The following is a 13,029-nucleotide window of genomic DNA, read 5'->3' on the forward strand; positions in this document are numbered from 1 at the left end:
AAAAAGCCCTAGCCTAAACCGCTTGGGCTTTTTTGTTTATACGCTTCGCAAAAACTTATCTCGATGTCAACCTGCCGCTAAGCGGACTCCCCAGCTGCGCAATACATTGCTTCGCGCGACACATCATCAAAATGCTGCGCATTTTAGGCAATGATGACTCGCCCCCATGTATCCCCTTCGGGGATAGAAGAAAGTAGGTCATCGCCAAGCGCCTAATTATCTTTATAAGATGTAACGAAGCCAGCTGAATAAGCTGGCTTTTTTGCATCTGTAATTTGTAGAAATTAGTCCGTTTTTCTTTCAACTTGCATGTTTCTCCGCTATTTTTACTCACCAACTCACCAACTCACCAACTCACCAACTCACCAACTCACCAACTCACCAACTCACCAACTCACCAACTCACCAACTCACCAACTCACCAACTCACCAACTCACTAGCCATTTCAATTACTGAGCTCTAGCTCAGGTAGCACTGTTGCTTATCTTTTAAGATAGCCGTTCCACACCAACCGTATTGCTAGGTACTGCTCTGTGTTGGTATCTAGGGGGCATTTAAGTTGATTTAATTTGCTGAATTGAACCCATTCCTCTGCTTCAAGCAATGTCTTCAGAACAATATTCCTTTTTATTTTGCCACTTAGTCAGATGGCAGTAGCTTGGATTGTTAAATTTGCATATTTTTTCACTTGATTTATTCCTATGCTCGTTGTTTGCAATTTAGGAATCATTTTTTAGCCTAAGACATCACTTCAGCTTAAATCCAACATTATGCTTGTTTCATTATGGAATATTGAATTAATCGCTCGATTTATGAGGATTAATAACTTGTCGCCTGTAGATTTACTTAATATTGGTAAGACCAATTTACACTGATATGGTTTTTTTGTTATCAATTGGTTATGTTCGTAGCAGTTGAGTTCAGCTGGTTTTCTTGTTGTGTGATTAGTTAGCTTTAAAATGTGATTTTTTATTCGATTTTTTCTGATTGGTGATTGCTATGTGTCTGTTTACGGAAGAACCATAGTTTGTGAGCAGTTCATTTGATGAATTTTGAACTTGTAATGCGATAGCGATGATTTTGGGGCAATCGCGCTGTTGATAGGGATCTAGAGCGTAAGGGGGAGGGGAGCTATGGAGGATGTAACGCAATCTTTATTGGATGCCGTTGGCATTATGTTTTTGGGGATGGGCTTAGTTTATTTATTTTTAAGTGTACTAATCCTTGGGATTCATTTGGTTGCGCGTTGGTGTGCAGTCGATGCTGCATCTGCACGTTTTGCTAAAAATCATGCTAAGAGTCAGCAGAGGGTAGCGCAATCTGATGCTAAACCTTTAGAGCCAAGTTTGGTCGCTGCGATTTCACTAGCGGTAAAGCAGTATCGTTCACAGATTAAGTAATGGGGAGCAGTATGACTTTTGTATCTAATTCTACGACAGCAGTGGCTAAGCCATTATTTTTAACTGATGTCGTATTGCGGGACGCACATCAATCCATTTTAGCGACGCGCTTACGCATTGATGACATGTTACCTATAGCGCCGTTACTCGATAAGATTGGTTTCTGGTCGTTGGAATCTTGGGGTGGGGCGACTTTTGATGCCTGTATTCGTTATCTTGGTGAAGATCCCTGGGACAGAATTCGTGAGTTGAAAAAGGCGATGCCGAATACGCCGCAGCAAATGTTGCTGCGTGGCCAAAACTTATTAGGCTATCGCCATTATGCCGATGATTTAGTCACGCGTTTTGTTGAGCGTGCTCATACTAATGGCGTCGATGTATTTCGTATTTTTGATGCAATGAATGATGCTCGTAATCTCGAAACTGCGGTGAAAGCGGTGCGCCAAGTTGGCGGCCATGCGCAGGGTACTATCTCATACACGACTAGCCCTGTGCATACCATAGAGACGTGGGTTGATATGGCAAAACGTCTCGAAGATATGGGATGTGGTTCTTTGTGTATCAAAGATATGGCGGGCTTACTTAAGCCTATGGAAGCGTTTGAGCTTATCAGTCGACTAAAATCCCAAACGCAACTCGTGTTATCTATGCATTGTCATGCGACGACAGGATTAAGTACCGCCACTTATCAGAAAGCCATTGAAGCGGGTATCGATGTGCTCGATACGGCAATTTCGTCGATGAGCCAAACCTATGGACATACTGCTACTGAAACCGTTATCGCTATGGTGGAAGATACTGAGCGTGCGACTGGTTACGATATGGTATTGCTTGAGGAGATTGCCGCTTATTTCCGTGAAGTACGCAAGAAGTACGCTAAGTTTGAAGGCGCGCTGAAAGGCATTGATTCGCGGATCTTACGTGCACAAGTGCCTGGTGGCATGCTGACCAATATGGAGAGCCAACTTAAGGAACAAGGCGCGGCCGATAAGATGGACTTGGTCTTGGAAGAAATTCCCCGCGTGCGTGCTGACTTAGGTTTTTTGCCCTTAGTGACACCTACATCGCAGATTGTCGGCTCGCAGGCGGTAATCAATGTGCTAATGGGTGAGCGTTATAAGTCACTGACTAAAGAGACTGAAGGCGTGCTTAAGGGCGAATATGGCACGACACCTGCGCCAGTCAATGCCGCATTGCAAGCGAGAGTCTTACAAGGAGCCGAAGCCATTACATGTCGCCCTGCTGATTTATTAACGCCAGAGCTGGCTAAATTACGGCTTGAGTTAGCTGATAAAGCACAGGAACAAGGCATTCGCCTATCGTCAGAGCATGACGATGATGTGCTGACCTATGCACTCTTCCCACAGATAGGATTGCAGTTCTTAAAGAATCGTGACGATCCGAGTGCCTTTGAGCCTAAACCTGAATTGACTTCGGTACTTGCTGCTTCTAATGCTGCGGATCGTGGCCCAGAAACTTACACGGTAACAGTCGAAGGGCAAGAGTACGTAGTTGAAGTCGCCGCAGGCGGTGAGATCTCGCAAATCCAGCCACAGGGACAAAGTGTTCATGCTATGCAAGCTGTGACTGATAGTACAACGCCAGCAAAAAGCCATGGTGAAATCAGGCTTGAAATGAGCGCGCCTTTGTCGGGCAACATCTTCAAAGTGCATGTTTCTCCAGGCGATAGAGTGTGTGAAGGCGATGTCGTGATCATCCTTGAGGCGATGAAGATGGAAACCGAAATTCGTGCACAGGGCGATGGCATTATCGCTAAGATTTGGGTGAAAGAAGGTGACTCAGTGTCTGTGGGTTCTCAATTACTGGCCTTGGCGTAGGAGTCATAATGGAAGGTTTAATGGCTTTTTGGGCCGAGACAGGTATCGCTCACTTTACTGGCGGGCAAGTGTTAATGATGGCAGTGGGCGCTTTGCTCTTGTATCTCGCCATCGTGCGTGGATTTGAGCCTTTGCTATTGTTGCCCATTGGTTTTGGTGCAGTGCTGGCTAACATTCCCCATGCGGGATTTACCGAAGAAGGTGGCATGCTGTATTACGCCTATCATGTGGGGATTGAGACTGGGGTGTTCCCACTGTTGATCTTTATGGGCGTCGGCGCGCTGACCGACTTTAGTGCCTTGATCGCGAATCCTAAAACTCTGTTATTAGGGGCGGCTGCGCAGTTTGGGATTTTTGCGACACTGATTGGCGCAATAGCGCTGAACTTAGTGCCGGGCTTTGAGTTCACCATGAAGGATGCGGCGGCCATTGCGATTATTGGCGGTGCTGATGGACCGACGGCGATTTTCCTCGCCTCCAAACTGGCGCCTGAGTTATTGGGGGCGATTGCGGTCGCGGCCTATTCCTACATGGCACTAGTCCCGATTATTCAACCGCCGATCATGCGCTTACTGACAACCCAAGCTGAGCGCGAAATTAAAATGGAGCAGCTGCGCGAAGTCAGCAAGAAGGAAAAGATCATTTTCCCTTTGATGGTGCTGGGATTAACGATCCTCTTTTTACCTGCTGCCACGCCGTTAGTGGGCATGTTTTGCCTTGGTAACTTGATGCGTGAATCGGGCGTGGTGGATAGATTATCGAAAACGGCGCAGAACGAGCTTATCAATATCGTTACGATTTTCTTAGGTCTAGCTGTCGGTTCTAAGTTATCTGCCGACCAATTCCTGCGACTGGAAACCTTAGGAATTTTGGTATTGGGAGCTTTAGCATTTGGCATTGGTACTGCTGCAGGTGTATTGATGGCAAAACTGATGTGTAAGTTGTCGGGTGGTAAGATTAATCCGTTGATTGGTGCCGCAGGGGTGTCGGCTGTACCTATGGCAGCACGAGTCGTGAACAAAGTTGGATTAGAGGCCAACCAACACAACTTCTTGTTAATGCACGCCATGGGTCCCAATGTGGCGGGAGTGCTAGGTTCTGCTGTGGCTGCGGGGATTTTACTTGCCGTGCTGGGTTGATGACAGAGTGGGTTAACTGATTGGGGTTAACTGAGTGGGTAAATTTAGCGGGTTTATCTTCGAATTTATTCTAGTCGTTAACGCTGTTTTATCACTAAGGCCAACTCAGTATTGAGTTGGCTTTTTGTTAAGTCACTAATTTAGAAAATGAATCCTTGGTATTAACCTAAGCCGTTAACCAGAGTAATGCCATAAGGATTAAAATCAGCCCGCCACCTATACCGATAATGTAGATAAAACCTCGCCGGCCTTGTTTTAGCGTGAGTTTGTTGGCTTTTAAAAATAACGCCCAAAACAAACATAGGATCAGCGGGATAAGGAAGAGTCTCGTCATTGTTTGTTCTGCTAAAGTGTGAGTTAGAGTAGTTTTAGAGTCTAACAGCTTGATCTTATTTGAGTAACCTATTTTGCAGTTGATAGAGACTGTCGAAGTTGATTGTGGCTTCTAAAGCCAATAGATCAAAGACCGTTTGCAGAATAATAAAAGAGACCGCCGAAGCGGTCTCTTACTGTGCAATGGTATTGATGATTTAGCTTAATACTGTTTATACAGTATTGTTATTGCTACGAACTCACAGGTGTAATGTCTTGATTGTCGTTCGAATAGAATTGTACTTCATCGAGTTCATTTTCGGATTTACCAATCACAACAGCAGTCATCATATCGCCCGTTACGTTAGTTGCTGTGCGGATCATATCGATAATACGGTCAATCGCGGCGATAAAGGCAATGCCTTCAAGTGGCAGACCAATCACACCTAAGGTGACAGTTAACATCACCATCGCACTTCCTGGTACGCCAGCGGTTCCAACAGAAGCCACGGTTGCAGTCACGGCAATCATTACATAGTCCAGTGTATCGAGCGGAATATTGTAAATCTGCGCGATGAAGATAGCGGCAATCGCAGGGTAAATACCTCCACAACCGTCCATGTTCATGGTCGCACCTAATGGCATCACAAAGGCACTATAACGCTTTGATACACCCATGGTTTCGACTGCGCGGGTGCTCGCAGGTAAAGTACCGAAACTTGAAGAAGTACTAAAGGCGACTAACTGTGCTGGCATAGCTTTATGGAAAAATTGCAGTGGGCTTAAACCACCGACAAATTTCACTAAGCCACCGTAAACAAAGATGATGTGGATAAAGGCGGCAATGTAGATAGCCCCGATAAACTTACCTAAAGGCAGTAGAGTCGATAAACCATATTCACCGACAACCCATGCCATTAAACCAAACACACCGATAGGAGTGAGTTTTAAGACCATGCGAGTCAGTTGGAACATGACTTCTGCGCCTGCTTCAATGGTGCGTTTTAATGGCTCTGCTTTCTCGCCGACTTTATTGATAGCGATACCCACCAAAGCTGCAAATACGATAATTTGCAGTACATTGCCTTCAGCGAGTGAAGCAAAAGGATTGACAGGGATCATGTCGAGCAACACTTGTGCGAAACCGGGAATATTACGCTCGCGCACTTCAGTCGTTGTGAGTTGCATTGTGCCACCCATGTCGATCATTGAGCCTACAGCTAAGCCGATCAGAGAGGCGATTGTGCCTGTCAGCATGAACATACCCAAAGTTTTCAAGCTCAGGCGTTTCAGGCTGGTTTGCGAGTTGAGTGATGTGATACTCACGACAATGGCACAAAATACCAAAGGTGCGACCAACATCTTAATGGCCCCAATGAACAGATCACCTAATGGTTTTAGTACTGTGGCGCTTTCACCTAAAATAACGCCAACGAGCGCACCTAAGATAAAGCCTGCTAAGACTTTTTGCCAAAACGGAATGCGGCTAATGGTTTGAAGGATCATGCATATTCCAGAAAAATAAATTAAGAGTGAGCCAATAGGCCTGCGATGATAGGATTCGTATTTAACGAGTTGAGCGTGATGTTAACGCGCTCTCAGTCATGCGCATGGTTATTGCCTGCCATAGTTAACCTATTGTATCGACAGAGCTAGGGTTATAACAAACCGTTTTTCTTATAACTTATTGTGATAAGTGAGTTTGTTGTAAAAAGATTAAGTGAAACATTCAATTAACCCATGGCAAACCTCATCGCATTGAATACAAAAAGAGAGATTTATCATTGAGTAAGCCATTATGACTGAGTTAGGTATTATGTTCTCCGGCGCTTTTTTAGCGGCCACTTTGTTACCGGGGGGATCTGAAGTCTTACTCGTGGCGTTATTAAACAATACCCCAGAGGCTTGGGTTGCGCTGGTCGTGGTGGCTAGTATTGGCAATACGTTGGGCGCGATGACCAGTTTCTATTTAGGTCGCTTAGGTCGCCTCGCAAAATCACCAGAAGCGTTAGCGACAGGTAAACACGCAAAGGGGCTCGCCTTGATTGAACGCTACGGCGTGTGGGCGTTGTTACTCTCATGGGCACCGGTTGTCGGCGATATTCTCTGTTTATTGGCGGGTTGGTTGAGGCTACCGCTAATACCTTCTTTGGTGATGATTTTAATCGGTAAAACAATTCGTTACTTAATTATTGCCGCTGCCGTGCTGCAATGGATGGCATGATGGCGCTAGGATGCATTTAATGGTCAAGGGCGGGGAGTGTTTTTCCGTTTAGACTGAATTTACTGTATAGATAGGAACTTAGTGTTAATTTTGCGAGTCATAAATCCCAATGCTTAATCATTTAAGCGCACTATGACGCTACGCAGCACTTTAGCTATAACACTTTATTTTGGCCCATTGATGTATGAGGGGAATGTTTTGAAGAAATGGATATTAGCGGTCGCAATTTCTGCCGCACTTGCGGGTTGTGCATCTGAAACGACTACGGTGAACTTGCCCGCAGGCGTTAAACTTATCGAAAATGTGCAATTGGCCGATTCGCAAGTAGGGATCCCCTATAAAAAGTACCAATTAGCCAATGGGTTAACGGTTATTTTACATCAAGATGATTCCGATCCCTTAGTGCATGTCGACGTCACTTATCATGTGGGCTCTGCCCGTGAATTAGCTGGGCGTTCGGGATTTGCGCATTTATTTGAACACATGATGTTCCAAGGCTCGCAGCATGTTGCCGATGAACAGCATTTTGAAGTGGTTACCGAAGCCGGTGGTACCCTAAATGGCACGACTAATACCGACAGAACCAATTACTTTGAGACAGTACCCAACAATCAATTAGAAAAAATGTTGTGGCTTGAGTCGGACCGTATGGGCTTTTTGTTGCCGGCACTTACCAGTGAAAAATTTGAAGTGCAGCGCGAAACCGTCAAAAACGAGCGTGCACAACGTATCGATAATCAGCCCTATGGCCGCATGAGTGAGCGTTTTAGCCAAGCTATGTATCCTGTCGGTCATCCTTATTCTTGGCCTGTAATTGGCTGGCCGGACGATCTTAATCGCGCCACGGTTGACGATGTTAAACACTTTTTCCAACGTTGGTATGGCCCTAACAATGCGACCTTGACCATAGGTGGCGATTTCGATGAAATGCAGACCTTAGCCTGGGTGAATAAATATTTTGGTGAAATCCCCCGCGGTCCTGAAGTCTCATTAGAGCAAAAGGCGCTGGTTAACTTAGATAAAACGCGTTACATCTCCATGGAAGATCAAGTGCACTTGCCTTTGATCCGTATTGGTTTTCCAACCGTATACGCTAGACATTCAGATGAGGCCGCGCTCGATCTGTTGGCCAATATTTTAGGTGGTGGTAAAACATCCTTATTATATAAAAACTTGGTTAAGGACGGTTATGCCGTGCAGGCTAATGTGAGTCATCCTTGTCAAGAGCTTGCGTGTCAGATGTCGATTTATGCTTTAGCCAATCCTGAAAAGGGCGGCAAACTGGCGGATCTGGAGCAACGTATCCTCGACTCGATTAAGGAGTTTGAGCAACGTGGCGTTACCGATGACGATCTGCAAAAAGTCAAAGTGCAGTTTGAGGCTGATACCATTTATAGCCTGCAGAGTGTTTCTGGCAAAGTGTCGACCTTAGCGATGAACCAAACGCTGTCGGGCAATCCGAACATGATTGCCTCAGATCTGAATCGTTATGCCAATGTGACCAAAGACGATGTGATGCGCGTGTTTAAGCAATACATTAAAGATAAACCTATGGTGGTTATGAGTGTGGTGCCGCAGGGAATGACGTCACTTATTGCCCATGCGGATAACTTCACGCCTGCAACGCTGCCAATTGCACACACTGCGGTAGAGGGGGATTTGCCCAAGCCTGAACTTGTTTCAAGTTTTGATCGGACTAAGATGCCTGCATCTGGCGTTGCACCTATGCTTAAAGTACCTAAAATTTGGACAAAAACCTTAGCCAATGGCATCGAAGTCATGGGCACTAAAAGTACTGAAACACCAACAGTTGAGTTAATTGTTTATCTCAATGGTGGCCACAGACTCATACCCGTCGAAAAAGCAGGCTTAGCAAAGCTGACTGCGGAAATGCTTAATGAATCGAGCCAGAAGCGCAGCAGTGAAGCACTATCACAAGCCTTAGAAATGCTAGGTAGTAGTGTCGACTTTAGTGCGTCTGAATATCAAAGTTCGATCAAAGTATCGGCTCTGACAGCACATTTAGATGAGACGCTGGCGATTATGGAAGAAAAGCTGTTTCAGCCAGCATTCAGCGAAGCTGACTTTGCGCGAGTGAAACAACAGCAATTACAACAGATCCAGCATATGCAGTCCGATCCTAGCTATCTGGCTGATACGGCGTTGTCGTCTTTGTTATACGGTAAAGACAATGCGTTAGGTGTGAATGATCTCGGCACGCTCGATTCAGTCGCGGCGCTTACGTTAGCCGATGTAAAAGCGTTTTATGCCCAGCAGTATCAAGGCGGCAACGCTAAAATTGTCACTGTTGCTAATTTATCTGAATCTGCATTGCTGCCTAAACTAGCGGGATTAAACCAGTGGAAAGGAGAAGCAGCTGTGGTACCGCCACTTAAGCCACTCCCTGCATTAAAAGGCGGCACAATTTATGTGATTGATAAACCTGGCGCGGCGCAATCGGTAATCAATATTGCCAAGCGCGCATTACCCTACGATGCTACAGGCGATTATTTTAAATCCTATCTGATGAATTATCCGTTAGGCGGCGCATTCAATAGCCGTATCAACCTAAATTTACGTGAGGATAAAGGTTATACCTATGGTGCTCGCACTCGTTTTACAGGCGGTGCTGAAGTGGGCGATTTTGTCGCATCAAGTAACGTTCGCAGTGACGTGACGGCGAAAGCACTCATTGAGTTTGTAAAAGAAATCAGTGCTTATCAGCAGCAGGGCATGACTGATGCTGAACTTGCCTTTATGCGTAATTCAGTCTCTCAAGGGCAAGCCCTTGATTATGAAACACCGTATCAAAAAGCGGGCTTTATGCGGATGATCCAACGTTACCAATTGAGTCAAGATTTTACGACTCAACAGGACAAGATCATTAATACTGTAACAAAAGATGAACTCAATGCCCTCGCGGCTTCCGAGCTAGATATCAATAAAATGGTGATTTTGGTGGTGGGAGATAAAGCGACAATTGAAGCGGATTTAGCGGTATTGGGCTATCCAATTGAAACTTTAGTATTGTAAATTAGTATTTCGCCCTTATATAGGTAGATAGACGGGTGCATTAGTTAACGACTATTTGCCCCATATTTACCGGATTTACATCGAAAGACGGTGACAGCATTAGCTGTCACCGTCTGCTTTTAATCATACAAGGTGTGAATTTGGCTTGCCCCACAGACAGGTTTAGATTTATTTTGAGGCATATTTTGCAAGATAAGCCTCAAAATAAAGGTCTGACTGTTAACCTTGTCGCGATAGCGAATCACCAATTAGAGAAGCGCAAATTGAAGTCATTCAATGAATTAGTACAACATCTCTCGGACGCCAATGGGCGCACCGCACTCTTGGGTATGTTACGTGGCATAGAACGTGAGGCGTTGCGGATTGATGAGTCTGGTTATCTCGCTACAGACTCGCATCCCGAAGCCTTAGGCTCGGCGTTAATGCATTCACGTATTACGACGGATTACAGTGAAGCCTTGCTCGAGTTTATTACGCCAGTAAATCACAATGTTGAGCAACTTCTCACAGGGTTAACTGAGACTCATGCCTTCAGCGTGCGCCACTTAAATGGTCAGCGTTTGTGGCCCGTGAGCATGCCTTGCTATGTGAAAGATGAGCAACAGATCCCCGTTGCCCGCTATGGCTCATCGAATACTGGCATGATGAAAACCTTGTATCGTAAGGGGTTAACCTATCGTTATGGTGCCCTGATGCAGATCATCTCTGGGGTGCACTTTAACTTTTCGGTATCGCAAGAATTATGGCAAAGCCTGTATGAGTTAAGTGATAAAGAGTTAACTTACGATGATTTTATTTCAGAATCCTATTTCGGCTTGATCCGTAACTATCGCCGTTTAGTGTGGGTACTTCCTTATTTATTTGGTGCCTCGCCAGCGTTATGTAGCTCCTTTATTAAAGATCAAAAAACCGACCTCAAGTTTGAAAAAACGGGCCATGGAACTCTGTATCTGCCCTATGCCACTTCGTTGCGTATGAGTGATTTAGGCTATACCAACAAAGAGCAAGAAGATCTAAATATCAGCTATAACTCTTTGCCTGAGTATCTGGCTGGCGTGAATGCTGCCACTAAAATGCCTTCAGCAAACTTTGCTAATATCGGCGTTAAAGTCGATGGTGAGTATCGTCAACTTAATGCCAATGTATTGCAGATTGAAAACGAGTTCTACTCGCCAATCCGTGCGAAACGGGTCACACGTAGTGGCGAGAAACCGTCTGAAGCTTTGGCCCGTGCTGGGGTGGAATACATTGAAGTGAGAGCGTTGGATGTTAATCCATTTAGCCCAGTTGGCATTGAGGCGACACAAGTACGTTTCCTCGATTTATTCCTACTCTATTGTTTATTAACGCAGTCGCCTAAGTCTGAGGCGAGCGAAGAGGCGAGATTAAGCGCGAATCTTAAAGCTGTGGTGCTTGAAGGCCGTAAACCTGGGCTTGAGTTATTAACTGCAGACGGTTCACGTTCGCTTAAATCTTGGTTAGAAGAGTTGTTTGATGCCTTGCAACCTTTGGCAGTATTGCTTGATGGTGAGGGGACGGATTATCAAGTGGCTTTGGCCCATTGGCGTAAAGCGGCTGAAGATCCGAATTTAACCCTGTCGGGACAAGTACTGCAAAACGTGATCAACAAGGGCCAAGATCATGGTCAGTGGGTGATGACGTTAGCGCAGCAATACTATCAATACTTTATCGATTATCCCTTGTCGAGCGAGACCATAGCGCAGTATCAAGCTGAAGCATCCAGTTCGCTTAACAAGCAAGCTGAACTAGAGGCGGCGCAGAGTGCAGTTTCATTCGATGATTATCTGGAAGATTACTTTGGAGTGAAGCTGTGAAAGAGGGGGTATTCTCTTTCACTGGCCTACGTGCCCGCGTAGCTTTGATTGGGTTTAGTGCCTTGTTATCTGGCTGCGCCGCGTCACCTGAAGATCCACTGGGCTGTGGTACTGTGTCGGGTTATTTGCAGCCAGATGCCAGTACTCACTGGTATCGAGTGGTGGTGACCCATTTAAACGGGCAGGCAGTCGTTTCTAAGCCTAATTATCAGTTAGCGCCTGGCGAATATGAATTTACCGTTGCGGAGCTGATTGATGATCCAAGTTTGTCAGTCACGCTTGCCGCGCGGACACCCAAAGTATTCAAGCTCAATGTCGAAAGTCATCAGCGTTATCATATCGGTGCGTTATTTCACACCGATAAGCGCTATATGGGTAAAGACACTGCGTATTGGGAACCCGGCGTGTGGCAGCAAGAAGAGCATGAGTGTCAGTTTGAGCTGAGTCCCGAAACGAAATAGCCAAAGTGTTAAGTTCAAGTGGTAAGCCAGCAACATACGATTTAAGTCATATTGATTTAGCCCCTAGCGCTGAGATCTTCTAAGCGCAAAAAAGGCTTTTTATGCTTGCCTCAGCCTGAGTCTATGACATCATGGCGCGAGCTAACTCTCCAAAGAACATGATATTAATGAATAAGTCCTCCGCTATCTTACTCTGCGCAAGTCTCGGCATCTTGTCAGGTTGTGCGACATCTCCGCCTAAGTCTCCCGAAAATTTGTGTGAGATATTTCAAGAACACCGAGATTGGTACGATGCCGCTAAAGATGTCCGTGATAAATGGGGGGTGCCAGTGCATGTGCCGTTAGCTATGATGTATCAAGAGAGCTCATTCAAGCACAATGCCGCGCCACCGATGGAATACTTTTTAGGTTTTATCCCTATTGGCCGTGCCAGTGATGCTTATGGTTATGCGCAGGCTAAGACCATGACGTGGGATGATTATGTGCGTGAGACGGGAAACAGTTGGTCGAGCCGCAGTGATTTCGATGATGCCTTGGATTTTATGGGCTGGTTTATTAGCAAAACCCATAAGATAAATGGCGTATCTAAATGGGATGCGCGGGCGCAGTATCTTAATTATCACGAGGGCTGGGGCGGTTATCGCCGTGGCAGTTATAAATCTAAGGCGTGGTTAGTGAAAGTGGCGAATAAGGTGGATGAAAGGTCGAAACGCTACGCGGCTCAATATAAAACCTGCCAAGAAGATTTAGATTCATCTTGGCTGTGGCGCTTATTTTTTGGTTAAG

Annotated in this window: 10 protein-coding genes; 8 read left to right on the forward strand and 2 right to left on the reverse strand. The window is 45.6% G+C overall.

The genetic code is table 11. The features are described from left to right. Nucleotides 1-1,134: 1,134 nt before the first annotated feature. Genes AAA952_RS17180 through AAA952_RS17190 form a run of 3 tightly spaced genes read left to right on the forward strand, consistent with a single transcriptional unit; the run spans nt 1,135 to nt 4,378 of the window. A complete protein-coding gene (locus tag AAA952_RS17180; RefSeq protein ID WP_113941635.1) occupies nt 1,135-1,401 on the forward strand; it encodes an OadG family transporter subunit in 267 nt (88 codons plus the stop codon). A gap of 11 nt (nt 1,402-1,412) precedes the next feature. Continuing rightward, nucleotides 1,413-3,239, forward strand: a complete 1,827-nt coding sequence (oadA, locus tag AAA952_RS17185; protein ID WP_113941637.1) for a sodium-extruding oxaloacetate decarboxylase subunit alpha — start codon at nt 1,413-1,415, stop codon at nt 3,237-3,239. 8 nt (nt 3,240-3,247) lie between these two features. Then, complete coding sequence (locus AAA952_RS17190; RefSeq protein WP_028760946.1) at nt 3,248-4,378, forward strand: sodium ion-translocating decarboxylase subunit beta; 1,131 nt, start codon at nt 3,248-3,250, stop codon at nt 4,376-4,378. Nucleotides 4,379-4,544: 166 nt separating this feature from the next. On the opposite strand, the gene AAA952_RS17195 is transcribed toward AAA952_RS17190, so the two are convergent. Both AAA952_RS17195 and AAA952_RS17200 read right to left on the reverse strand, forming a co-directional pair. Further along, nucleotides 4,545-4,712, reverse strand: a complete 168-nt coding sequence (locus AAA952_RS17195) for a hypothetical protein (RefSeq protein ID WP_168823570.1) — start codon at nt 4,710-4,712, stop codon at nt 4,545-4,547. A gap of 230 nt (nt 4,713-4,942) precedes the next feature. Next, nucleotides 4,943-6,196 (reverse strand): dicarboxylate/amino acid:cation symporter, encoded by a 1,254-nt coding sequence (locus tag AAA952_RS17200; RefSeq protein WP_338258679.1) that lies wholly within the window; start codon nt 6,194-6,196, stop codon nt 4,943-4,945. A gap of 292 nt (nt 6,197-6,488) precedes the next feature. On the opposite strand from AAA952_RS17200, the gene AAA952_RS17205 reads away from it, so the two are divergent. From AAA952_RS17205 to AAA952_RS17225, 5 genes are all read left to right on the forward strand, one after another. After that, on the forward strand, nt 6,489-6,914 hold the full coding sequence (locus AAA952_RS17205; RefSeq protein ID WP_338258680.1) for a YqaA family protein: 426 nt from the start codon (nt 6,489-6,491) through the stop codon (nt 6,912-6,914). Between the two features lie 180 nt (nt 6,915-7,094). Beyond that, nucleotides 7,095-9,947, forward strand: coding sequence for a M16 family metallopeptidase (locus tag AAA952_RS17210; RefSeq protein WP_338258716.1), 2,853 nt, complete (start codon nt 7,095-7,097; stop codon nt 9,945-9,947). A gap of 185 nt (nt 9,948-10,132) precedes the next feature. Next, nucleotides 10,133-11,782: a glutamate--cysteine ligase gene (gene gshA, locus AAA952_RS17215; protein WP_338258681.1), complete on the forward strand. Its 1,650-nt coding sequence runs from the start codon at nt 10,133-10,135 to the stop codon at nt 11,780-11,782. Beyond that, a complete protein-coding gene (locus AAA952_RS17220; protein WP_338258682.1) occupies nt 11,779-12,243 on the forward strand; it encodes a hypothetical protein in 465 nt (154 codons plus the stop codon). The genes gshA and AAA952_RS17220 overlap by 4 nt, the downstream gene beginning before the upstream one ends. A gap of 167 nt (nt 12,244-12,410) precedes the next feature. Continuing rightward, nucleotides 12,411-13,028 (forward strand): transglycosylase SLT domain-containing protein, encoded by a 618-nt coding sequence (locus AAA952_RS17225; protein WP_302479695.1) that lies wholly within the window; start codon nt 12,411-12,413, stop codon nt 13,026-13,028. Nucleotide 13,029 lies beyond the last annotated feature (1 nt).

This window comes from Shewanella sp. M-Br, from assembly GCF_036245925.1.
Lineage (GTDB): Bacteria > Pseudomonadota > Gammaproteobacteria > Enterobacterales > Shewanellaceae > Shewanella > Shewanella oncorhynchi.

Coding starts and splice junctions, on each gene's coding strand:
- AAA952_RS17180 (WP_113941635.1), top strand. CDS start 1,135: ATGGAGGATGTAACGCAATCTTTATTGGATGCCGTTGGCATTATGTTT.
- oadA (WP_113941637.1), top strand. CDS start 1,413: ATGACTTTTGTATCTAATTCTACGACAGCAGTGGCTAAGCCATTATTT.
- AAA952_RS17190 (WP_028760946.1), top strand. CDS start 3,248: ATGGAAGGTTTAATGGCTTTTTGGGCCGAGACAGGTATCGCTCACTTT.
- AAA952_RS17195 (WP_168823570.1), bottom strand. CDS start 4,712: ATGACGAGACTCTTCCTTATCCCGCTGATCCTATGTTTGTTTTGGGCG.
- AAA952_RS17200 (WP_338258679.1), bottom strand. CDS start 6,196: ATGATCCTTCAAACCATTAGCCGCATTCCGTTTTGGCAAAAAGTCTTA.
- AAA952_RS17205 (WP_338258680.1), top strand. CDS start 6,489: ATGACTGAGTTAGGTATTATGTTCTCCGGCGCTTTTTTAGCGGCCACT.
- AAA952_RS17210 (WP_338258716.1), top strand. CDS start 7,095: ATGTATGAGGGGAATGTTTTGAAGAAATGGATATTAGCGGTCGCAATT.
- AAA952_RS17225 (WP_302479695.1), top strand. CDS start 12,411: ATGAATAAGTCCTCCGCTATCTTACTCTGCGCAAGTCTCGGCATCTTG.